The 21,173-nt window shown below is 67.9% G+C and carries 19 protein-coding genes and 1 tRNA gene; 8 read left to right on the forward strand and 12 right to left on the reverse strand.

Features of this window, described 5'->3' with window-relative positions:
• Window positions 1-13 precede the first annotated feature (13 nt).
• The 7 genes from GGR33_RS22360 to bchF are packed head-to-tail and all read right to left on the reverse strand — an operon-like array spanning window position 14 to window position 10,145.
• Complete coding sequence (locus GGR33_RS22360; protein WP_183510346.1) at window positions 14-1,462, reverse strand: BCD family MFS transporter; 1,449 nt, start codon at window positions 1,460-1,462, stop codon at window positions 14-16.
• Complete coding sequence (gene bchM / locus GGR33_RS22365; protein WP_183510350.1) at window positions 1,459-2,181, reverse strand: magnesium protoporphyrin IX methyltransferase; 723 nt, start codon at window positions 2,179-2,181, stop codon at window positions 1,459-1,461. Before bchM ends, GGR33_RS22360 begins: the two co-directional genes overlap by 4 nt.
• Window positions 2,181-3,074, reverse strand: a complete 894-nt coding sequence (bchL, locus tag GGR33_RS22370; RefSeq protein ID WP_183510355.1) for a ferredoxin:protochlorophyllide reductase (ATP-dependent) iron-sulfur ATP-binding protein — start codon at window positions 3,072-3,074, stop codon at window positions 2,181-2,183. Before bchL ends, bchM begins: the two co-directional genes overlap by 1 nt.
• Window positions 3,071-6,790, reverse strand: coding sequence for a magnesium chelatase subunit H (locus GGR33_RS22375; protein ID WP_183510367.1), 3,720 nt, complete (start codon window positions 6,788-6,790; stop codon window positions 3,071-3,073). Before GGR33_RS22375 ends, bchL begins: the two co-directional genes overlap by 4 nt.
• Entirely contained in the window at window positions 6,765-8,351 is a 1,587-nt protein-coding gene (bchB, locus tag GGR33_RS22380; protein ID WP_183510369.1) for a ferredoxin:protochlorophyllide reductase (ATP-dependent) subunit B, read from the reverse strand. The genes GGR33_RS22375 and bchB overlap by 26 nt, the downstream gene beginning before the upstream one ends.
• A gap of 4 nt (window positions 8,352-8,355) precedes the next feature.
• Complete coding sequence (locus GGR33_RS22385) at window positions 8,356-9,633, reverse strand: ferredoxin:protochlorophyllide reductase (ATP-dependent) subunit N (protein ID WP_183510375.1); 1,278 nt, start codon at window positions 9,631-9,633, stop codon at window positions 8,356-8,358.
• On the reverse strand, window positions 9,630-10,145 hold the full coding sequence (gene bchF / locus GGR33_RS22390) for a 2-vinyl bacteriochlorophyllide hydratase (protein ID WP_183510389.1): 516 nt from the start codon (window positions 10,143-10,145) through the stop codon (window positions 9,630-9,632). Before bchF ends, GGR33_RS22385 begins: the two co-directional genes overlap by 4 nt.
• Before the next feature lie 246 nt (window positions 10,146-10,391).
• Between bchF and GGR33_RS22395 the strand changes: the two genes are divergently transcribed.
• The 7 genes from GGR33_RS22395 (at window position 10,392) to GGR33_RS22425 (ending at window position 18,013) form a co-directional block, all read left to right on the forward strand.
• On the forward strand, window positions 10,392-11,273 hold the full coding sequence (locus GGR33_RS22395; protein ID WP_210302164.1) for a cobalamin B12-binding domain-containing protein: 882 nt from the start codon (window positions 10,392-10,394) through the stop codon (window positions 11,271-11,273).
• Between the two features lie 80 nt (window positions 11,274-11,353).
• On the forward strand, window positions 11,354-12,751 hold the full coding sequence (gene ppsR, locus GGR33_RS22400) for a transcriptional regulator PpsR (protein ID WP_183510407.1): 1,398 nt from the start codon (window positions 11,354-11,356) through the stop codon (window positions 12,749-12,751).
• 196 nt (window positions 12,752-12,947) lie between these two features.
• Window positions 12,948-14,300, forward strand: a complete 1,353-nt coding sequence (locus GGR33_RS22405) for a BCD family MFS transporter (RefSeq protein ID WP_183510434.1) — start codon at window positions 12,948-12,950, stop codon at window positions 14,298-14,300.
• A 5-nt stretch (window positions 14,301-14,305) separates the two neighbouring features.
• Window positions 14,306-15,520, forward strand: coding sequence for a geranylgeranyl diphosphate reductase (locus GGR33_RS22410; RefSeq protein WP_183510483.1), 1,215 nt, complete (start codon window positions 14,306-14,308; stop codon window positions 15,518-15,520).
• On the forward strand, window positions 15,517-16,014 hold the full coding sequence (locus GGR33_RS22415; protein ID WP_183510582.1) for a TspO/MBR family protein: 498 nt from the start codon (window positions 15,517-15,519) through the stop codon (window positions 16,012-16,014). The genes GGR33_RS22410 and GGR33_RS22415 overlap by 4 nt, the downstream gene beginning before the upstream one ends.
• A 2-nt stretch (window positions 16,015-16,016) precedes the next feature.
• Window positions 16,017-16,388, forward strand: a complete 372-nt coding sequence (locus GGR33_RS22420) for a hypothetical protein (protein ID WP_183510622.1) — start codon at window positions 16,017-16,019, stop codon at window positions 16,386-16,388.
• 26 nt (window positions 16,389-16,414) lie between these two features.
• Complete coding sequence (locus GGR33_RS22425; protein ID WP_183510639.1) at window positions 16,415-18,013, forward strand: cytochrome c; 1,599 nt, start codon at window positions 16,415-16,417, stop codon at window positions 18,011-18,013.
• A gap of 3 nt (window positions 18,014-18,016) precedes the next feature.
• Here GGR33_RS22425 and GGR33_RS22430 read toward each other — a convergent pair whose 3' ends face one another.
• Both GGR33_RS22430 and GGR33_RS22435 read right to left on the reverse strand, forming a co-directional pair.
• Complete coding sequence (locus GGR33_RS22430) at window positions 18,017-18,316, reverse strand: hypothetical protein (RefSeq protein WP_183510664.1); 300 nt, start codon at window positions 18,314-18,316, stop codon at window positions 18,017-18,019.
• Between the two features lie 177 nt (window positions 18,317-18,493).
• Window positions 18,494-18,572: transfer RNA gene (locus tag GGR33_RS22435), tRNA-Ser, on the reverse strand.
• A gap of 154 nt (window positions 18,573-18,726) precedes the next feature.
• Here GGR33_RS22435 and GGR33_RS22440 point away from each other — a divergent pair.
• Window positions 18,727-18,966 carry a hypothetical protein gene (locus GGR33_RS22440; protein ID WP_183510694.1) on the forward strand — a complete coding sequence of 80 codons (240 nt, stop codon included), beginning with the start codon at window positions 18,727-18,729 and terminating at the stop codon, window positions 18,964-18,966.
• Window positions 18,967-18,998: 32 nt separating this feature from the next.
• Here the strand turns inward: GGR33_RS22440 and GGR33_RS22445 are convergent, their stop codons facing one another.
• The 3 genes from GGR33_RS22445 to GGR33_RS22455 form a co-directional block, all read right to left on the reverse strand.
• Window positions 18,999-20,219 (reverse strand): tyrosine-type recombinase/integrase, encoded by a 1,221-nt coding sequence (locus tag GGR33_RS22445; RefSeq protein WP_183510707.1) that lies wholly within the window; start codon window positions 20,217-20,219, stop codon window positions 18,999-19,001.
• A gap of 207 nt (window positions 20,220-20,426) precedes the next feature.
• Entirely contained in the window at window positions 20,427-20,642 is a 216-nt protein-coding gene (locus GGR33_RS22450) for a hypothetical protein (RefSeq protein WP_183510758.1), read from the reverse strand.
• Window positions 20,632-21,093, reverse strand: coding sequence for a hypothetical protein (locus tag GGR33_RS22455; protein WP_183510785.1), 462 nt, complete (start codon window positions 21,091-21,093; stop codon window positions 20,632-20,634). Before GGR33_RS22455 ends, GGR33_RS22450 begins: the two co-directional genes overlap by 11 nt.
• Window positions 21,094-21,173 lie beyond the last annotated feature (80 nt).

Here is a 21,173-nt window from a genome sequence, read left to right on the forward strand (position 1 = left end):
GTCTCCCGAAGGTTCAGGTTGGCTGGTTGACGAGGCTTTTGGGCGTGAGCGGGCGAGCGCGTCCCTCGTCAGGGCGCGCCACCCGGGTTCCCTCTCGAACCAGCGGCCCGATCGCGACAAGCGTCGCGAACAGGAAGGCAATCTCGATGTGGTAGACGATGAGGTAGCCGATGGCCGGCTCGTTCATGCCCTCGCCGAGGACACCGGACTGGGCCACCGCGCCACCGACGTCGCGCAGGATGCCGCTGGCGGCGATGGCGAGGCCCGCGGCGCTCGCCTGCACCGCGCCCCAGGCGCCAAGCGCCAAGCCGGTATCCTCCGGGCCGGCCTTGGCCATCGAAGCGGTGAGCGTGCCATGGGCGAAGAGCCCTCCGCCGAGACCGATAAGCGTCACGCCGGCCGCGAAGAGCCGGGCCGAGTCGAGCGGTGCTGCGAAGATCACCGCCGAGAAGGCCGCGATGCCGATCACCGTTCCGGCCGCGGCCACACGGAAGGCGTCGCCGCCCCTGTTGAGCCAGCGCGCCGCCATCATCAGCCCGAGGCCGCCGCCGGCCGCCAGCATAGCCGTCAGCGCCGTGGTCTGTCCGACTGTGAGCTTCAGGATCTGGCCGCCATAGGGTTCGAGCAGGATGTCCTGCATCGAGAATCCCGCCGTGCCGAGGCCGATCGCCAGGAGGCGCCGGCGCGCGGTCCCGTCGCCCGCATAGGCACGCCACGATTGCGAAAAACTCGCCCGCGGCGCCCGCTTGTCGGTGCGGTGCGGATCGCGCGGCTCCTGCTTCCAGAGGGCGATGCCGTTCAGCACGATGGTGACGAGCGCCGCACCCTGGATGACCTGGATCAGTCGAACGGGAGAGAAGTTCGCGAGCAGCGCACCGAACAGCAGCGCGCTCACCACCATGCCGGCGAGAAGAGCTGCGCAGAGCAGCGCGACCACCTTCGGGCGGGCGTGGGCCGGGGCAAGATCGGTGGCCAGCGCCAGCCCCACCGTCTGGGTGGTGTGGAGGCCGGCCCCGACGAGCAGGAAGGCCAAAGCCGCAGCGACATGGCCGACCCAATGCGGCCCAGTGGTGTCGCCGGACAGGATCAGGAGGGCGAAGGGCATGATCGCGAGGCCACCGAACTGCAGCAGCGTCCCGAACCAGATGTACGGCACTCGCCGCCAGCCCAGCACCGAGCGATGCGTGTCCGAGCGGAAGCCGACGACGGCGCGCAGCGGTGCGAAGATCAGCGGCAGCGAGAGCATCACCGCGACGATCCAGGCCGGCACCTCTAGCTCGACGATCATCACCCGGTTCAGCGTGCCGATCAGCAGCACCGCGGCCATCCCAACCGTCGCCTGAAACAAGGCCAGCCGCAGCAAACGCCCGAGCGGAAGCTCCACCGTCGCCGCATCCGCGAAGGGAAGGATCGACGGGCCGAGGCGCAGCAGCGCGTCGGTCAGGGCGCGGGTCGGCTTCATGGGCGCCGCCCTTCGTCTTGCGGGGCAACCCGCGCCAGCTCGAACGCCTGCGAGAGATAGAACCTGCTATTGATCCGCCGCGTCCGGCCGACTTCGAAACCTTGCAACACCGGCTCCCGCCCGATCCGCCGCCGCAATCCGGTCTCGGCCACCGGCACGATGGCCGGCGAGCGGTCGCTCTTCGGGAAGAGCTGACCGGCCGCGTGCATCAGTGTGAGCAGCACGGTGCGCGGCGCCACCGTAAACAAGACCGAGCCGTTCGTGCGCAGCGCCAGTTCGGCGAGCGCGCGGACGATGTCCGGCGTCTGGTAGTGGATCAGCGAATCCATCGCGACGACGTGGTCGAAGCGGCCGAGCCACGGATCGAGCATGTCGCCGACGCGGAAATTGATCGAGCCGGGGCCTTCGATCGCCGGCAGCCGCTCCTGCGCCAAGCCGATCAATGTCGGCGAGACGTCGATGGCCACCACCTCGGCACCACGCCGGGCCGCCTCGACGGCGAGCGCACCCGTGCCGCAGCCGGCATCGAGCAGGCGCTTGCCCGTCATGTCGGCCGGGAGCCAGTCCAGCAAGGTCCCGCGCATCGCGTCGCGGCCAGCCCGAACCGTCGCCCGGATCTTCGAGACCGGGGCGTCGGAGGTCAGCCGCGACCAGGCCTCGACCGCGGTGCGGTCGAAATAGGTGGTCAGGGCCTCGCGGCGGGCGGCGTAGCTGCTCATCAGTCGAACCCGAGGAACTCGAAGAGGTCGCGGTCCTTCATCGGCGTCGCGAGGCAGGGCTCGCCGCCGGCCCAGAGCGTCTCGGCGAGCTGCATGTATTCGGCGGTCACCGCCCGCAGCTCCGGCGAGTCCTCCATCTCGAACAGCGTCGATTTCTTCAGGCGCGAGCGCCGCACGATGTCGAGGTCGGGGAAATGCGCGACGCGCTTGAGGCCCACCGCCGCGTTGAAGCGGTCGATCTCGTCCGTCTTGGCCGAGCGGTTTGCGATGACGCCGCCAAGCCGCACGTCGTAGTTCTTGGCCTTCGAGTGGATCGCCGCGACGATGCGGTTCATCGCGAAGATCGAGTCGAAATCGTTGGCGGTGACGATCAGCGCGCGGTCGGCATGCTGGAGCGGCGAAGCGAAGCCGCCGCAGACCACATCGCCGAGCACGTCGAAGATCACGACGTCTGTGTCTTCGAGCAGGTGATGCTCTTTGAGGAGCTTCACCGTCTGGCCGACGACATAGCCGCCGCAGCCGGTGCCGGCTGGCGGACCGCCCGCCTCGACGCACATCACGCCGTTATAGCCCTCGACCACGAAGTCCTCGACGCGCAGTTCCTCGGAGTGGAAGCCCACGGTTTCGAGCGCGTCGATCACCGTCGGCGCGAGGCGCTTGGTGAGCGTGAAGGTCGAGTCGTGCTTCGGGTCGCAGCCGATCTGCAGCACGCGCTTGCCGAGCTTCGAGAAGGCGACCGACAGGTTCGACGAGGTCGTCGACTTGCCGATGCCGCCCTTGCCGTAGATCGCGAAGACCTTGGCCGTCTCGATCTTGTCGTCCGGATCGAGCTGGACCTGGAGGCTGCCCTCCTCCTTGCGCGCGACGACCGGGTTTCGGATCGCGATGTTCATGCGGCCACTCCTGCGGTGATGCCGACGCTGACGCCTTCGAGGCGGTCTTCGAGTTCCTCCTCGGCGCGGTCGAGGGCGTCTCGGGTCTCGGAATCGGGGGTCCAGAAGCCGCGGCGATGGGCTTCGATCAGGCGCTGCGCGACTTTGGCGGAGGCGGTCGGGTTCAGCGCCGCCATGCGCTCGCGCATCTCGGGGTCGAGCACGTAGGTCTCGGTGATGCGCTGGTAGACCCAGGGCGCCACCGCCCCGGAGGTCGCCGACCAGCCCATCGTGTTGGTGAGATGCGCCTCGATCTGGCGCACGCCCTCGTAGCCGTGACCGAGCATGCCCTCGGTCCATTTCGGGTTGAGCATGCGGGTGCGGGTCTCGAGCGAGACCTGCTCGGAGAGCGAGCGCACGACGCCTTCGCCGCGAGTCTGGTCGCTGATGTAGATCGGCACGGCGTCGCCCTTGGCGCGCGCCACCGCCCGGCCCATGCCGCCGAGACCGTCGAAGTAGTGGTCGACGGAGGTCACGCCGACCTCGACCGAGTCGAGGTTCTGGTAGGCGAAGTCGACCTTGGCCAGCACGCTCGCCATGAGCTGGCGCTGGGGGGCCGCCTTGCCGTCGCGACCGTAGGCGAAGCTCTTGCGGCGCGAGAAGGCCTCGCAGATCTCGTCCTCGTCCTGCCAGCGGCCGGATTCGACGAGCTGATTGACGTTGGCGCCATAGGCCCCCTCGGCATTCGAGAAGACCCTTAAGGCCGCCGTCTCGATATCGACGCCGTGCTCGGCCTGGTGCGCCAGAGCGTGCTTGCGGACGAAGTTCTGCTCCACCGGCTCCTTGGCGGCGGCGGCGAGGAAGGACGCTTCCGCGAGCAGCTTCGTCTGCAGCGGGAGCAGATCGCGAAAGATGCCGGATAAGGTGACGACCACATCGATGCGGGGCCGGCCCAGTGTCTCCAGCGGGATCAGCGTGGCGCCGCAGAGCCGGCCATAGCCGTCGAAGCGCGGCTCCGCGCCGATCAGCGCCAGCGCCTGGGCGATCGGGCCGCCCTCGCCCTTCAGATTGTCCGTCCCCCAGAGCACGATGGCGATGCTCTCGGGGAGCAGCGCGCCCTCGTCGCGGTAGCGGGCGAGGATGCGCTCGGCCTGCCGCCGACCGTCGGCCACTGCGAAGGTCGAGGGCAGCCGATAGGGATCGAAACCGTGGATGTTGCGCCCGGTCGGCAGAACGGCCGGGTTCCTCAGCAGGTCGCCACCCGCCACGGGGGCGATGAAGCGGCCGTCGAGCGCCTTGAGCAGGGCCGGAAGCTCGTGGTCCCGCGCCAGCAGTGCATCGGTCTCGCGCAACTGGGCGAAGGCGGCGCGCTGGGTCTCGTCGGCGGTCAGCCCCGCGGCCGCGAGCGCTTGATCGATGGGTTCTCCCCCGACGAGGGCCGCGATGCCGGCGCGCTCCGGCGCCAGCCCATGCGAGGCCTCGGCCAGCGCGAGCAGCAGGTCGATCCGCTCCTCGGCGGGCGTGCTCTCTCCGACTACGTGCATGCCGTGGGGGATCAGGGTGTGTTCCAGCTCGGAGACGGCACGGCCGAGGGCAAACACCTTGTCGGCGAGATCGCCCGCCCAGACCGGCTCGGCCGGGACGAGATCGAGGGCAGCGGCCTGGACCTGGATCAGTTCGGCGAGATCCTGGCGCTCACCCTCCGCTTCGGGCTCCAGGGCGCGCCAGCGTTCGATCGAGCCCTTGAGGTCGATCAGCCCGCGATAGAGGCCGGCCTGGGCGAGGCTCGGCGTGAGGTAGCTCACCATGGTCGCCGCCGAGCGACGCTTGGCGATCATGCCCTCGGAGGGGTTGTTGGCGGCGTAGAGGTAGACGTTCGGCAGCGGCCCGATCAGCCGCTCCGGCCAGCAGGCGGCGGAGAGCCCGGTCTGCTTGCCGGGCATGAATTCGAGCGCGCCATGCGTGCCGAAATGCAGCACGGCATCCGCGCAAAAGTCCTCGCGCACGTAGCGATAGAAAGCGGAGAAGGCATGCGTTGGCGCGAATCCGCGCTCGAACAGCAGCCGCATCGGATCGCCCTCGTAGCCGAAGCCCGGCTGCACGCCGACGAAGACGTTTCCGAGTTGCACACCGAGGACGAAGAGCGCGGAGCCGTTGCTGTTCTGGCGCCCCGGCGCCGGACCCCATTGCGCCTCGATCTCGGCGAGATGCGGCTCGCGGCGGACATGATCGTCGGCCGGGATCCGGTGATGGACGTTGGCAGGCGTGCCGAAGCGGGCGGCATTTCCGGCGAGGACTGCGTTCCGCAGGTCGTCGACGGTGCCCGGAACCTCGACGTCGTAGCCCGCAGCCTTCAGCCCCTTCAGCGTGTTGTGCAGCGACTGGTAGACCGAGAGGAAGGCCGCCGTGCCGATTGAGCCGGCATTCGGCGGGAAGCCGAACAGCACGATGGCGATCTTGCGCTCCGCCAGAGCCTTGCGACGCAGGCCGACCAGCCGCTCGACCCGGGCGGCGAGCCGGTCGGCCCGCTCGGGATGGGCACGCATGTCACGGGCCGTCTCGCCGCTCGATGCGCTGGAGCGGCCGCCGAACACCATCGGCGCGGTGGCGCCGTCGAGCTCGGGTATCGCCACCATCATGGTGGCTTCCACCGGCGAGAGGCCGCGATCCGAGGCCTCCCATTGCTCGATGGTCTGGAATTCGAGGGCGTGCGCGGCGAGGTAGGGCACGTCGAGTCCGGCAAGCGTCGCCTCGGCCGCGGCCGCATCGTTGTAGGCCGGGCCGCCGACCAGCGAGAACCCGGTGAGCGAGACCACCGCATCCACGACCGGGCGCCCGTCGCGTTTGAAGAAGGCGTCCACGGCGGGACGGTTGTCGAGGCCGCTGGCGAAGGCCGGCACCACCGACAGGCCGCGGGCTTCGAGGGCCGCGATCACCCCATCGTAATGCGTGGTGTTTCCGGCGAGCACGTAGGAGCGCATCACCAGCAGGCCAACCCGCCCCTTACCGGCAACCGCCACGGGCAAGCGCGAGGCATCCTCGCCGATCCGCCCCTTGAGGCGCGGATGGTACAGACCCGTCTCCGGATAGCTCAGCGGCGGCTGGACATTGGCCGCCTCGCGCCAGACCTCGCGCGGCCCGGCGGCGTAGCGACCAACAAGGAAGCGCACGAGGTTCGCGATATTCTCGTCCGAGCCTGACAGCCAGTATTGCAGCGTCAGGAAATAGGCGCGCAGGTCCTGCGCCTTGCCGGGGATGAAGCGGAGGATCTTCGGCAGCTTGCGGATCAGCGCCATCTGCTTGGCGCCGTTGCCCTGTGCGCCGGGCTTGCCGCGCAGCCTCTTCAGGAAGTCGAGCGCGCCGCGCGTGGTACCGTCCATATTGAGACGGTTCATCCGCGTGGTCTTGACCACTTCGGAGGCCGAGAGCGCGCCGATCATGGCATCGCACTGATCGCGCCGAGCCAGCAGGGTCGGCAGGATCGCCTTCACGTGCTCGTCGATGAACAGCATGGCCGAGAAGACGATGTCGGCTCGGGCAATGTCGGCTTTGCAGGCTGCTAGCGCGGATGGGTTGGTGTCCCATTCGGCCGCAGCGTGGAAATCGATCACCAATCCCGGCATCTCGTCGCGCAGCCGCATGCGGCCGCGCTCGAGCGCGCTCGCCATGTGGTTGTCCATCGTCACGAGGACGATGCGGAGCGTCGGGCGCTCAGCGGCCGAAATGCGCTTTGGCATCGTACAGGGTCTCGAGGGTGATGAGCGGGAGCTGCCGCTCGCGGGCGAAGCGCTCGGTGTTCGCGCGCGCCTTTCCGCGCACGAAGAACGGGATCTTTTTCAGTTCCTTTTCGGCGTCGGGGGCCCAGGGGGCGATGAGGATGGGGGTGGTGCCGCTGGGCTCGGTCGCGGCAGGCGGGACTACCCCCACCTCTTCCCCTCTCCGCAAGGGGGAGGGGATCGCCGTGCTGCCATGCCGCGTCAGATGCGAGGGCGCGGCGCCATCGTGGAATTCGGGGTCCTCCCGGAACATGCCGAGGAGGTGCTCTTCGAGGCCCATCATCAGCGGGTGGACCCAAGTGTCGAAGAGGACGTTCGCGCCCTCGAAGCCCATCTGCGGCGAGTGGCGGGCCGGGAAATCCTGGACGTGGATCGGAGCCGAGATCACCGCACAGGGCACGCCGAGGCGCTTGGCGATGTGGCGCTCCATCTGCGTGCCGAGCACGAGTTCGGGCGCGGCCGCCTGGATCGCGGCTTCGACGTCGAGATAGTCGTCGGTGATGAGCGCCTCGATACCGTGCTCGGCGGCTTCGGCGCGCAGCTCGCGGGCGAACTCACGGCTGTAGGTGCCGATGCCGACGACCTTGAAGGCGAGTTCGGTCGCGGCGATGCGGGCGGCGGCGAGCGCGTGGGTGGCGTCGCCGAAGATGAAGACGCGCTTGCCGGTCAGGTAGGTCGAGTCGACCGAGCGAGAGTACCAGGGCAGCCGCGAAGGCGCGCCGGCCAGCACCGGCGCGGGATCGACGCCGGCGAGCGCGGCGACCGCCTCGACGAAGCGCTCGGTGGCCTTCACGCCGATCGGCACGATGTCGGTGAAGGGCTGCTTGAACGTCTTTTCCAGGTACTGCGCGGCTGCTCTGGCTATCTCCGGGTAGAGCACGACGTTGAAGGCGGCCGCGCCGAGCCTGCCGAGATCGGCGGGCGTCGCGCCCATCGGGGCGACCACGTTCACGTCGATGCCGAGCGCGTCGAGCAGCTTGCGTATCTCGACGATGTCGTCGCGGTGGCGGAAGCCGAGCGCGGTCGGGCCGAGCACGTTGCAGACCGGTCGGCGGCCCTCGCGGGGGGCGCGCTCGACGGGCTGGCCGGCCAGCGCCCGAACAAGACGGTAGAAGGTTTCGGACGCGCCCCAGTTCTCTTTCTTCTGGTAGGCCGGCAGCTCCAGCGGGATCACCGGGATCGGCAGCGCCAGGGCCTTGGCGAGGCCGCCCGGATCGTCCTGGATCAGCTCGGCGGTGCAAGACGCGCCGACGATCATCGCCTGCGGCTGGAAGCGCTCGTAGGCTTGCGCCACCGCGTTCTTGAAGATCTCGGCGGTGTCGCGCCCGAGATCCTGCGCCTGGAAGGTCGTGTAGGTGACGGGCGGGCGGGCGTCGCGCCGCTCGATCATCGTGAAGAGCAGGTCGGCATAGGTGTCGCCCTGCGGCGCGTGCAGGACGTAGTGCAGGCCCTTCATAGCGGTGGCGATCCGCATGGCGCCGATGTGGGGCGGTCCCTCGTAGGTCCAGACGGTGAGCTGCATCGCCTCAGACCTCCAGCCGCGTCCGCCGCACGAGCGGACGGCAGAAGAGTTCGGCGAGGTCACCGGCCTGGTCGTAGCCCTGGATCGGCGTGAACAGCAGCTCGATCGACCACTTGGTCGAGAGGCCCTCAGCCTCCAACGGATTGGCGAGGCCGAGGCCGCAGACGGTTAGGTCGGGACGCGCCTTGCGGCAGCGGTCCATTTGGTCGTCGAGGCTCTGGCCCTCGTTGACGATCGTGCCGCTCGGCAGCAGTTCGAGTTCTTCGGAGAGGTGCGCGCGATGCAGGTAGGGCGTGCCGACCTCGACCAGCTCGGCTTCCATCTCGCGCGAGAGGAAGCGCGCGAGCGGCACTTCGAGCTGCGAGTCGGGGAAGAAGAACACCCGCTTGCCCGAGAGACGCTCCTGGTACTGCGCGAGCGCGCGGCGCGCCCGCTTCTGGCCCGGCGCGACGACCGCCTCGAAATGCTGGGCGTCGACGCCGAACGCGTCGGCGGCCGCGCGCAGCCAACGCGTGGTGCCCTCGGCGCCGAGCGGGAACGGCGCGGAGAGCCGCTTGGCGCTACGCTCTTCGAGCGACCGCGCCGTGTCGGTCAGGAAGGGCTGCGCAAGCAGGTAGCGGGTGTTGCGCCCAACCGGCGGCATCTCGCCGGCCCGGCGTGCCGGCAGGAAGCGGGCTGGGATGCCGAGTTCGGCGAAGATGCGGGCGAACTGGTCCTCGACGACGTCGGCCAGCGCGCCCACCACCATCAGCGCGGCCTCGGCCTCGGCCGGGGCGGGCGGCAGTTCCGGCACGAGCGAAGCGAGGCAGGCGTCCTCGCCTTGGGTGAAGGTCGTCTCGATGCCCGAGCCCGAGTAGTTCAGGACACGAACGTCCGGCGCGAGGCTCTTCGAGAGCCGCAAAGCCGCCCGGCTGAGATCGAGCTTGATCACCTCCGACGGGCAGGAGCCGACGAGGAAGAGCAGCTTGATGCCCGGCCGACGCTCGATCAGTCGGCCGACGATGCGGTCGAGCTCCTCGTTCATGTCGGCGATACCGGCGAGGTCGCGCTCGTCGATGATCGCGGTGGCGAAGCGCGGCTCGGCAAAGATCATCACGCCGGCGGCCGACTGGATCAGGTGGGCGCATGTGCGCGAGCCGACGACGAGGAAGAACGCGTCCTGGATTTTTCGATGCAGCCAGACGATGCCGGTCAGCCCGCAGAACACCGCACGCTGGCCGCGCTCCTGGCGGACCTCGACGCCGCAATCCGCTGCTGCCGGGAGTGGGGCGTGGGCGTTCATCGTGCGCCCTCCGCGACCATGGTCGCGCAGGCAGGCTCGGACGAGCCCTGGAGGCGCGCCGCGCGCAGCTTCAGCAGGAACTGTCCGGCATTGACGAGGTAGGTCGCATAGGCGGCGAGTGCGAGCAGCAAGAGCTCCCGCGCATCGAGCCAGCCGGTCGCGAGCGCCACGAGATAGGCCGTGTGCAGCGCCAGCACGAGCATGCTGAACACGTCCTCCCAGAAGAAGGACCGAGCGAACAGGTAGCGCCCAAAGACCTCCTTCTCCCAGATCGAGCCCGTCACCATGATCGCGTAGAGCGCGAGCGTCTTGACGACGACCGAGACGTTGGCGGCGAACAATCCGTCGCCGGTGGCGAGTGTGCGCAGCACCAACGTCAGGCTGACCAAAAAAACCAGAAATTGCACGGGAGCGAGGACGCCCTGGACGATCGTCCAGGAAGAGGCGTCACGGCGCCGTCTCTCGGCGCTCGTGTAGAGTGGTGGTGTCGGCCGGTCCTGACGGGGACCCATGCTTCCGCCCTCTCGTTCGCCCTCGACCTCGTCTTCACGAAGCCGCCCTGACGCGAGAAACGTAAGTCCGAGCTTCGTCGAGTGTCAATCCAACTTTACGTCAAAATGCCATGACAAACGGTGGGGTTTCCTAAAATTAGACCATTGCCAAGTGAGCGGCGAGGCGTATCGTAAGATGAAATAAAACATGACAAGCTGGAGTCGCGTACCGACCCGTAGCGTTCAGAATCGTCGCTGGGATGGGAGATGGCCGTGGGAGCTTGGAGGCATTTTAGCCAGGGCTTCGAGCTGGACGCCGCTTCTCTGGAGTGCGGCCCCTCTCCGGCGACAGCCCTAAACCCGGATCTCGTCGTCGACGACGTCTCGTTCGTTCGCGGCGACCTCTCGCGGCTGATCGAGGGCGAGATCCTGCCGCGGCTGATGCTGGTCCACCAGGAAGCGGTGAGACCGAGCCGGCTCCTCGTCGAACGCCGCCCGACCCCGGAGCAGATTGCGACCTTCAGCGCCCTATTGCTGGATCCGGCCGCCGAGGATGTGACCGGCCATGTCCTTGGACTGCTCGACGGCGGCCTGTCCCTCGATGGGCTGCTTCTGGAGCTGCTGACCCCGGCAGCGCGCGAACTCGGGCGGTTGTGGGAAGAGGACGAGTGCGACTTCGTCGACGTGACGGTCGCGCTCGGCCGTCTGCACGCGGTCGCGCGTACGCTCTGCGGACGCCTCGAGAGCGAGGCCTGGGGCCCGCATGGCCGCAGCATCCTGCTGGTCCCCTGCCCCGGCGAGACTCACATCTTCTGCCTGTCGATCGTCGCGAGCTTCTTCCGCGAGGCCGGATGGGACGTCACGACCGGCGACGCCGATTCCGGCTTCGACCTGCTGCGGGCCGAGTGGTTCGACGTCGTCGGCCTGACCCTGTCCTGCGACGTGCTGCTGCCGGGGCTCGCCGACACAGTCCGCGCCATGCGCAAAGTCTCCTGCAACCGCGGCGTCCGCGTCATGGTCGGCGGCCCGCTCTTCGTCCGCCATCCCGAGCAGCTTCATGCCTCGGGCGCCGACGCCATGGCGGAGGACGCCCGGATAGCGCCGAGAATTGCGGAAAGCTTGCTTGAAAAGCAGGCGCAAGCCTGCTGAAAGGACCCGTTCGACGCCGTTACGAAGTGGTGCACTTGACCTCGCTCGCGAGACCCATTCCGCATCGCCCTTCGGCCGCGATGCAGCACGTTGCCGGGCTCCTCGACAGTGAGGCCACCGGGCTGCTGATTGCGGCCACGACGGATCTGTCGCTCGTCGTTGACGAGTTGGGCGTCATCCGCGACGCAGCCTTCAACGGCGAGGAGTTCGGAGGCGAGGGCGTCGACTCCTGGCTCGGACGTCCGTGGATCGATACCGTGACGGTCGAGAGCCGCCCGAAGATCGAGGCCCTCCTGCGTGACGCGGCGCCTGGCTCGATCACGCGCTGGCGGCAGGTCAATCATCCGTCTCCGAGCGGGATCGATCTCCCGGTCCGTTACTCGACAATGCGCCCGAAGCCCGGCGGCCCGGTCATCGTCCTGGGACGCGACCTTCGCTCCGTCTCGGCCCTGCAGCTTCGTCTGGCAGAAACCCAGCAGGCCCTGGAGCGCGATTACGCCCGGCTTCGTTCTGCCGAGACCCGCTACAAACTTCTGTTTCAGATTTCCGGGGAGCCCGTGCTCGTGGTCGATGCGGGCACGCGGCGCGTGACCGAGGTCAATCCCGCGGCGGCCCGGCGACTCGGCCGCGCAGCCAAGCGGGTGCTCGGGCAGGACGTCGTGGATCTGTTCGATCCGGAGAGTGCGCGCGATCTGCAAGTGGTGTTCGCAGGCTTGCGTGTGACGGGGCAGGCTGCCGACTTCACCGGACGGCTCGCCGGCGGCCGCGGCGAGACTCGTATTTCCGCCTCGCTGTTCCGCGGCGAGGCCACGACAAGCGTGCTGCTGCGCCTCTCGCCCGACGCGCCTCCGGCCGAGACGAGGAACGACCCGGCCCATGCGCTCGGCGTGATCGCCAAGCTGCCCGAGGGGTTCGTCGTCACCGACACCTCGCGACGCATCCTCACGGCCAACGCCGCCTTCCTCGATCTCGTACAGCTCGCCACGGAGGAGCAGGTGCGTGGCGAGCCTCTGGATCGCTGGCTCGGGCGCGAGGGCACCGAGGCTCAGGCTCTGTTCACGACGCTGCAGGATCACGGCTCGGTCCGGCATTTCTCCACGGCGCTTCGCGGAGAGTACGGCTCGAGGGAGGAGGTCGAGGTGGCCGCCGTGTCGGTCGCCAACGGCGAGCAGCCCTGCTTCGGGCTCACCATCCGCTCGATGCCGCGCCGTCCCGGTGTCGCCTCGTCGGCCGGAACGGGCTTGCCGCGTTCCGTCGAACAGATGACCGAGCTGGTGGGTCGCGTCTCGATGAAGACCCTGGTTCGCGAGACGACCGACCTCATTGAGAAACTATGCATCGAGGCGGCCTTGCGGATCACGCGCGACAACCGCGCCTCGGCGGCCGAGATGCTCGGACTCAGCCGGCAGGGCCTGTATGCGAAGATGCGGCGCTACGGAATCGGCGACCTCGACTCCAGCGACGTCGAGCTCAACTGAGCCGCGATTCCTGTATTATAATGCATTAAGCCGCACAAATTGTGGTTTGTGCCCAGCGGTTGTGACGCCCGAATGCACGGAATTGTGTAAACACAACTTGACACCCCATCCGTTCGAAATCTAGCTTTAACACCTGTCGAAGCCGGCTCGCGCGGAGAATCTCGCGCCCGAGTGTCAAGCCTGGAGAGCGCCCACGATGCCGCCGCTCTCGTTCACCTGGTGGCAGATCTGCCGTCTCGGCCTCGTCCAGACGGCGCTCGGCGCGGTCGTGGTAATCATGACCTCGACGATCAACCGGGTGATGGTCGTCGAGCTGGCGCTGCCGGCCATGGTGCCCGGCGGTCTGGTCGCCCTTCACTATGCCGTCCAGATCCTGCGGCCGCGCTGGGGGTACGGCTCCGACAGGGGCCGCCGTCGCACGCCTTGGATCGTCGGTGGCATGGCTCTGCTGGCGATTGGCGGCTTCGGGGCCGCGGCCGCGACGGCCTTGTGCGAGGCGAGTGTCGCTGCCGGGCTGACGCTCGCGGTGCTCTCCTTCCTCGCGGTCGGCATCGGTGTGGGAGCGGCCGGGACCTCGCTGCTCGTGCTGCTGGCGACCGGAGTGGACGACCGGAGGCGCGGAGCTGCCGCGACCGTGGTCTGGGTGATGATGATCGTCGGCTTCGCGGTCACCGCGCCGCTCGCTGGCCATTTCCTCGATCCGTTCTCGGGAACGCGGCTGATGGCGGTGTCTGGCGCGGTCTCGGCCATTGCGTTCGTCATCGCCATACTCGCCGTGACCGGCGTCGAGCCGGCGCGACTTACAGCGACAACGGGGGCGCCGGCCGCGGACAGGAAATTCTTCGAGGTGCTAGCACGGGTCTGGGCGGAGCCGATCTCGCGGCACTTCACGATCTTCATCTTCGTCTCGATGCTCGCCTATAGCGCTCAGGAACTGATCCTCGAGCCCTATGCCGGCCTGATCTTCGAGATGACGCCGGGCGCCACGACGAAGCTCTCTGGTCTCCAGCATGGCGGCGTGCTCACCGGAATGCTGCTCGTGGCGGGTATCACCATGGGCGTCGGCGGCCCGGTCTTCGGCTCGCTCAAACTCTGGACGGCATTCGGGTGCCTCGGCTCGGCCGTATCCCTGGCGATGATCGCGGCCGGCGGCTCCGTCGGCGCCGCGTTCCCGCTCCGCGAGGCCGTGTTCGCCCTCGGGCTCTGCAACGGCATCTACGCCGTGGCCGCCATCGGCTCGATGATGGGACTGGCCGGCCGGGGCGGCGAGGCCGAGCGGGGGACGCGCATGGGCGTGTGGGGGGCAGCGCAGGGCATCGCGTTCGGCGCTGGCGGCTTTCTCGGCACGATGGCGTTGGATCTGGCCCGGCTCTTCACGTCCGACCCCACCACCGCCTACGCCTCGGTCTTCGCGGGCGAGGCGGTGCTCTTCGTCGGCGCGGCGATCATCGCCCTGCGGATCGAGCATGCGCCGTCGCGGGAGCGGCGCGGCAACCCCCTCACGCAGGCTGCGGCCTTCCAGTTCGAATCCGGTTTGGAAACGAGGTAGCGCGGATGTCCCAGCCCCCTGCCGAAACCGCCGAGACCGAGATGTTCGACGTCGTCGTAGTCGGCGGCGGCCCGGCTGGCGCGACGGCGGCAACCGAGCTGGCGCGCGCTGGGCGTCGTGTGCTGCTTCTCGACAAGGCCGGCCGCATCAAGCCCTGCGGCGGCGCGATCCCCCCACGCCTGATCCGCGACTTCGCCATCCCCGACGAGTTGCTGGTGGCCAAGATCCGCTCGGCACGGATGATCGCGCCGAGCGACACGCGCGTCGACATGCCCGTCGGCGACGGATTCGTCGGCATGGTCGACCGGGAGCATTTCGATCCCTGGCTTCGCAACCGGGCTGCCCTGGCGGGTGCCGAGCATCGCGAGGGCGTGTTCGAACGTATCGTCCGCGAGGGGGACGGCCTTGCCTCGGTGCATTACTCGGCCGGCAAGGGCGCCGAGCGGCGGCAGGCCATCGTCCGCACCCGCCTCGTCATCGGTGCCGACGGCGCTTGCTCGCCGGTCGGGCGCGCCGAGATTCCGGGTCATGCGGCGATGCGCCAGGTCTTCGCCTATCACGAGATCGTCCGCCGCCCGCCCGAGGGTGGAGACTACGAGGCGTCTCGCTGCGACGTCTATTACCAGGGTGCGCTCTCGCCGGACTTCTATGCCTGGGTCTTCCCTCACGGTGAGGCGATCAGCATCGGCACCGGCAGCGCCCGGAAGGGCTTCTCGCTGCGGGGCGCGATCCGGGACCTGCGACGCTCCTCCGGCCTCGCTTCCGGCGAGACCCTGCGCCGCGAGGGCGCGCCGCTGCCGCTCAAGCCCCTCGATCGCTGGGACAACGGTCGCGACGTGCTGCTTACCGGCGATGCGGCCGGGATCGTCGCGCCCGCCTCAGGCGAAGGCATCTACTACGCGATGCTCGGCGGCCGCCTCTCGGCCGAGGCCGCCGACGCCTTCCTGCACACGGGCGACGTGCGGGCTTTGAGGCAGGCGCGGCGCCGGTTCATGAAGCTGCATGGCCGCGTGTTCTGGATCCTGCGGATGATGCAGTGGGTCTGGTACCGCAACGATTCCCTACGCGAGCGCTTCGTCTCGATCTGCCGCGACAAGGATGTTCAGCAGCTCACTTGGGACAGCTACATGAACAAGGAGCTGGTCCGCGCCAAGCCGGGGGCGCATGCGCGGATCTTCTTCAAGGACCTCGCCTACCTCTTCCGGTGGGTCTCGCCGTGAGCGCACTGCTTGGAGACGGCTGGGCGCCTCCCCTGATCGCCGCGCTCGCGGCGGTCCTCGTCGCCATCGTGGGCGGGGTTGCGACGGTGACCGACGACTGGTACCGCGCCCTGCGCAAGCCGTCCTGGAAGCCGCCGGACTGGGCGTTCGGCCCGGTCTGGACGGTGATCTTCGCGCTGACGGCGACCGGCGGCGTGCTGGCCTGGAACGCCGATCCGAGTCCGACCGCCCGAGGCGCGCTGATCGCGGTTTACGGCGTGAACGGCGTGCTTAACATGGCCTGGAGCGTCATCTTCTTCAGGATGCGCCGGCCGGATCTCGCCCTCGCCGAGGTCGTGCTGCTCTGGCTGTCGATCGTCGCCCTGGTCTTCGTCGGCGGCCGCGCCAGCCCCGCCGCGGCGTTCCTGAACCTGCCTTATCTCGCCTGGGTCAGCGTCGCGACATTCCTCAACCTGCGGATCGTCCAGCTCAATCCACGCCTGCGGACGGCCTAGCGATGGCCGAGCTGTTCGCGAGCGGCAGGATCGTCGACCTCATCCTGGGCTTCGTCGCGCTCGAGACCGGCGCGCTGCTGGTCTGGCGCTGGCGACGTGGGCGCGGTCCCTCGCCGATCGCGCTAGTCGGCACCATCGCTGCCGGCGCGTTCCTGATGATCGCCCTGCGGGCCGCGCTGACCGGCGCGCATTGGACCGTCATCGCCGGATGTCTCGCCGCCTCGCTCGTCGCGCATCTGGCCGACCTCCGATTCAGATTACGCGAAGATCAGTCGCGGTCTCTTGGTCGCAGTTCACAGTCGAGCGAGCCTGGAACATCGACGGAGAGGCCGGCGTTCAATCGTCGGCAACAGGCTAGAATGATTTCATCTTAAATCTGTCCTGCGCAGGGAGAAGCGCCATGGCCCGACGCATTGCGATGGCATTCGGCCTATTGGTCGCGGCCGGCCTCCTCGCCCCTGCCATCGCCGTCGCCCAGGGCACCGACCAGGATCTGGTGAAGCGCGGCCAATACCTCGTCACGGCCGGCGATTGCACGGCCTGCCACACCTCTTCCGGCGGCAAGTTCCTCGCCGGAAACTACAAGCTCGACACGCCAATCGGCGCGATCATGACGCCGAACCTGACGCCCGATCCGGAGACGGGCCTCGGCAAGTGGAGCTACGAGACCTTCGAGCGAGCCTTCCGCCACGGCATCGGCGACGAGGGCGAGTATCTCTACCCGGCCTTCCCTTTCTCCTGGTTCACCAAGGTCAGCGACGACGACGTCAAGGCGATCTGGGCCTATCTGCGTTCGGTACCGCCGGTCCGGGAGGAGCGCCAGGCCAACGAGATCCCGTTCCCCTTCAGCGTGCGCGCCTCGCTGATCACCTGGCGTACCGCCTTCCTGTCCACCGACCGCTTCGTGCCGGATCCGAAGGCCAGCGAGCAGATCAACCGCGGCGGCTATCTCGTCGAAGGGTTGGCGCATTGCGGCATGTGCCACAACGAGCGCAAGCTCGTCGGCAATTCGAGCCTCGCGGGCAAGTTCGGCGGCGGCGTGATCGACGGCTGGTACGCGCCCAACATCACGCCGGAGGGCCACCAGGGCATCGGCGCCTGGAGCGACGACGAGGTCTTCAACTACCTCAAGACCGGCAGCGCGCCCGGCAACCGGCCCGGCGTCGCGGCGGGGCCGATGCGCCAGACCATCACCGAGTCGCTGAGCAAGATGACCGACGAGGATCTGAAGGCCATCGTGGCCTATCTCAGGACCGTCGCCGCGCGGCAAACTTACAAGGAGAAGGATCTGCAGGCCTTCAACTCGGCGCATGCTCCGGGCGGTGCGACCTACCTGACCTTCTGCTCGTCCTGCCACCAGCCCGACGGCAAGGGCATCCCGGGCGCCGTGCCGGCTCTGGCCGGCAATACGGCAGTTCAGCAGGCGGGACCCGAGACCGTGCTGCGTGTCGTCTATGGCGGGCTGCCGGCCCAGAACGGCTACGCACCGATGGTCGCGATCGGCCAGGAGATGACCGAGCAGCAGGTCAAGGACGTGACCGACTACGTCCGAAACTCATGGGGCAACAACGCCCCCGTCATGAATGCCGGCACCGCCGTCTCGGACGCCAAGGCCAAGACCAGGACCATGCAATCCGGCACCGCCGAATGCACCGAGGCCTATCTCGACGGGCTGCAGGAGCCGTTCCAGAAGGCCGGCATCGCCGACCAGCTCAAGGACCTGAAGCAGGGCGACTTCGCCACCGCGCTGGCCAGGATCATCCCGCAGGTGAAGGCCGCCGCGAGCGGCGTCTCCGACGAGGCGATCGTGAACGGTCTCACCACGGCGTTCTGCAAGGCTGGCCGCGACGACCGGCAATACGACAATGCGAGCTGGCCGACGGTGCTCGGCAGCTTCGCCAACATCGCCTACAGCCAGGTCAGGCATCCCGAGAAACACGCCAGTGCCCGGCCCGACGCGCCTCCGCCCTCGGAGATCGCTCAGCCCGGCCGCAACTGAGCGTCAGCTCAGCCGCAACCGCGCGAAGTCGAGTTCGATCTCGACGGATTCGGTGAGATAGGCCACTGCCTTCTGGTCGAGCGCGGCGCCCGTCAGGCGCTTGCGGAGTTGCTCGGCATCGGCCAGCGCATCGCCGGAGAGCTTGGCCGCCGGAATGAGCCGCTTCAGCATCGGGCTCAGGAGCGCCTCGCGGTCGTAGCCGCGATGCGCCACGAGGCGGCGGATGCGCAGGATGAGCGGATCGAAATCCTGGTCGACGGCGTGGTAGCCGGCGTTCGGGCTCCGATGGGGGCGGGGTTGCATCTGCGCGGTGTCCTTCGATCCACCGCCACTGTGACCGCGCAACCGTCACTAATTCGTTCAGACCCTAGGTTTATTTTGCCGGGCGATGGTCGAGTGGACCGTCGCATTCGCGACGCCCGAGGCCCGGCAGCGCCGCGACCGGCTCCGGGGGATCGTCACGATCGTGTGCGAGGATGATGGTGGGCAGTGACGGGCTCGAACCGCCGACATTCTCGGTGTAAACGAAAATTGCTGCCTCGCTGTAGAGGGACTTCCCCTCTGTGATCGACCATTCCGAGCCTTAAAAGTCTCGTTTTCTCCCCGGTTTTCGGAGAATAAATGGAGGAATGTTCGCCCGACGTTCTGGGATACGGACGGCTCTCGACATCGTACCAATTTGCAGAGGTGCAGAAGGTGTCGGGGAAGCGATCATGAAGCCGTCACAGCTCGAGGCGATCGCCGCCGCAGACAATGCCACGCTGGCGATCGTCAACCTGCTCATCGCATTTCTCGAGAAGCAGGGCGTGATGAGTCGAGAGGATTTTTGTGCTTTCCTATCGGCCGCCATCGAAGGTTGGCGTGAGGAAGGCGTCGACGAGAAGCTCCTGCGCCTCGTCGAGATCAAGGCCAAGGGCGTCGCGCTCGACCCGCCTCCGAGCGTTCAGAACTGAGCCATCTCAGGTTGAGTGCGGTCCGCTCTCGGCTAACGACGCCGTCCGGACACGCTCTCGACGACGTCGCGCACGTGCTCGGGTGCGTGGTGGCCGTAGACCTGCTCAACGACGCGCTCTGTCGTGCCCAGCGCCATCGCAACCTTACCGAACGACATGCCGTCCCGAACCGCCCAGGTCGCGAAGGTGTGGCGCAGGATGTGAGGAGTGACCTCCTCGCCGAGGCCGGCGGCGACCCGGGCCGTGACCCACGCGCGGCGTACGTTGTCGATGGGCCCGCCGTCGAACTCGACGACGTGGGATGTGCTCCTGGTGCTCCACCGCTGCATGTGGGCCTGCAGCCGCTTCGACATCGGGACGGGCGTACGCCGCTTCTTGCTCTCGCCCTCGCGAATGCCGCGGCGGAAGATGACGCCGGAGCGCAGGTCGACGTAGCCGCCCTCTGTGGTGGGCAACCACTTCAGCCGTAGGATCGCCTCGTGTCGGGTGCCGGTGTAGAGGCCGGTGAGGATGAACCGGGCGACGTGGCGTGACTTGCCCTTCGCCTTCACCCCGGCCGCGCGGTCCTTCTTACTGACCTGCTGGTCCTCGACGGTTCGATGCCAGATTTCGCGGCGCGTGATCAGATCCGACGCGACGTGCCGGAAGCCGAGCGCGGCCCAGATCAGGCGTGCGGCCTCCGATCGGGACAGCCAGCGATCTCGCGCCGGTGTCTTCTCCGGCATCCAAATGACGACGGGATAGAGAAGCTTGTGCTCGGCATGGGCGTAGCCGATGGCGGCCGACAGGACACTCAGCTCGCGTCGGACGGTCTCCACGCCGACTCGCGGCACGTCGTCGACAGTCGCGTATTTCCGGCCAGGTCCGAACTTGCAGCGCGCCGAGGGCTGCGCAAGGCGCCACGTCGTGTAGCCCTGGCAGACACCGGGCGTCGCGTGGGCGACCATCTTTCCAGCGAAGAACTTGGCGAGGTGGGGAACCGCGCTGGCGATGACGTCGGGGCGCTCCGTATAGGGCGCCCTCTGCTTCACGTAGTACGTCAGGGTGTCGAGGATCTCGACCCGAGTTGGATCACCTGTGCCGAAGTCCGGTTGGTGCTTTTCGGCGAGGTATTCCTGGAGCTTTTTCTCAGCTCTCTCGTACTCGTCAAAAGCGCAGCCAGTGCCGCGTTCGACGCCTCCGGTGTCCCGGATGACCCAGCGCTTGTCGCGCTCTTTCCAGTAGAGGTGGGCGCCTTTCTTCGGACGGGACATTGCTTCGTCATCCGCTTGATGTCGCCGAGCGTCGTGTGCAGCCGGCCGAAGATCTCGTAGGTGGTGAGCCGATCACGCCGGGCCTCACCACGCAACGATTTTTCCGAGACGTTGGCGAGCACGCCATGCGCTTGGGCGACGGCCGCGGCGACGCTCAACGTCATCATGGTCTCGTCGTTGACCTCGTCGCGACTCGGAATGCGAGCGCTACGCATTGGATCGGCTCTCCAAGACTCGCCGGCCGGCGTTGGTGATCTTCCAGACCCGGCGATTCCGGATGGGATCGAAGCGTTCGGTTTCCTGGACGAGGCCGAGGCGCTGCAGCATCGGATTGAGTTGATCCCGCGCGGTGTAGGCGCGCGGCTTCTGGGCGAGGAGGCGCAGGCGTTCGAGCTTGTGCGAAGTAAGCGATTTATGCTGCATCGACACCGCCCTCCAGCAGCGTGGTAGGAGCGGCCAGATAGGGCATGTTCCGGATCGCGGTCCCGAGAGCGGCGTGCATCTTGGCGCGAAGCTTGGGGAGGTTCGCGCGAGGATAGGATGCTGGGAACGGGCCCGGTTGGATCTCCGTCTCGCGCTTGTCGGGCTCGCGCAGGAACACCGTGATCATCGCATCGACGAGATCGCTGGTCTCCATTCGATTGCCGTCGTGAAGCCACTCGCTGTCGTGTCGCTTCGAGCCGCAGAAGGGGCAGATCGGCACGTTCTCGCTGTTGTCGACCGGCGAGAGACACGCCTCCTCGACCCGCCGCCAGACCACCCTCGCCTGCTCCGGCAACATCTCCCACGGATCGACGGTGCCGCGCGGACCCTGCTTCTCGCCGGAAAACCGGGCTTCGTAGGCCGTGCGACCGGGCTCGTGTGCCGTCGTCATGACCGTGCCCGCTGCTGTCGAGCCGGTAGATACGTCAACGTCTCCCTCGGCCCGGGCTTTTGCGATCCACCATTCCTTGC

Source organism: Methylobacterium brachythecii, from assembly GCF_014196345.1.
GTDB classification, from domain to species: Bacteria; Pseudomonadota; Alphaproteobacteria; order Rhizobiales; family Beijerinckiaceae; genus Methylobacterium; species Methylobacterium brachythecii.

Excerpts from the sequence above, each read along its gene's own strand:
- GGR33_RS22430 (WP_183510664.1), bottom strand. The coding sequence starts at position 18,316 with ATGCAACCCCGCCCCCATCGGAGCCCGAACGCCGGCTACCACGCCGTC.
- bchM (WP_183510350.1), bottom strand. The coding sequence starts at position 2,181 with ATGAGCAGCTACGCCGCCCGCCGCGAGGCCCTGACCACCTATTTCGAC.
- bchL (WP_183510355.1), bottom strand. The coding sequence starts at position 3,074 with ATGAACATCGCGATCCGAAACCCGGTCGTCGCGCGCAAGGAGGAGGGC.
- GGR33_RS22405 (WP_183510434.1), top strand. The coding sequence starts at position 12,948 with ATGCCGCCGCTCTCGTTCACCTGGTGGCAGATCTGCCGTCTCGGCCTC.
- GGR33_RS22410 (WP_183510483.1), top strand. The coding sequence starts at position 14,306 with ATGTCCCAGCCCCCTGCCGAAACCGCCGAGACCGAGATGTTCGACGTC.
- GGR33_RS22440 (WP_183510694.1), top strand. The coding sequence starts at position 18,727 with ATGAAGCCGTCACAGCTCGAGGCGATCGCCGCCGCAGACAATGCCACG.
- GGR33_RS22450 (WP_183510758.1), bottom strand. The coding sequence starts at position 20,642 with ATGCAGCATAAATCGCTTACTTCGCACAAGCTCGAACGCCTGCGCCTC.
- GGR33_RS22385 (WP_183510375.1), bottom strand. The coding sequence starts at position 9,633 with ATGAACGCCCACGCCCCACTCCCGGCAGCAGCGGATTGCGGCGTCGAG.
- GGR33_RS22395 (WP_210302164.1), top strand. The coding sequence starts at position 10,392 with ATGGCCGTGGGAGCTTGGAGGCATTTTAGCCAGGGCTTCGAGCTGGAC.
- GGR33_RS22360 (WP_183510346.1), bottom strand. The coding sequence starts at position 1,462 with ATGAAGCCGACCCGCGCCCTGACCGACGCGCTGCTGCGCCTCGGCCCG.
- bchF (WP_183510389.1), bottom strand. The coding sequence starts at position 10,145 with ATGGGTCCCCGTCAGGACCGGCCGACACCACCACTCTACACGAGCGCC.
- ppsR (WP_183510407.1), top strand. The coding sequence starts at position 11,354 with ATGCAGCACGTTGCCGGGCTCCTCGACAGTGAGGCCACCGGGCTGCTG.
- bchB (WP_183510369.1), bottom strand. The coding sequence starts at position 8,351 with ATGCAGCTCACCGTCTGGACCTACGAGGGACCGCCCCACATCGGCGCC.
- GGR33_RS22445 (WP_183510707.1), bottom strand. The coding sequence starts at position 20,219 with ATGTCCCGTCCGAAGAAAGGCGCCCACCTCTACTGGAAAGAGCGCGAC.
- GGR33_RS22455 (WP_183510785.1), bottom strand. The coding sequence starts at position 21,093 with ATGACGACGGCACACGAGCCCGGTCGCACGGCCTACGAAGCCCGGTTT.
- GGR33_RS22425 (WP_183510639.1), top strand. The coding sequence starts at position 16,415 with ATGGCCCGACGCATTGCGATGGCATTCGGCCTATTGGTCGCGGCCGGC.
- GGR33_RS22375 (WP_183510367.1), bottom strand. The coding sequence starts at position 6,790 with ATGCCAAAGCGCATTTCGGCCGCTGAGCGCCCGACGCTCCGCATCGTC.
- GGR33_RS22420 (WP_183510622.1), top strand. The coding sequence starts at position 16,017 with ATGGCCGAGCTGTTCGCGAGCGGCAGGATCGTCGACCTCATCCTGGGC.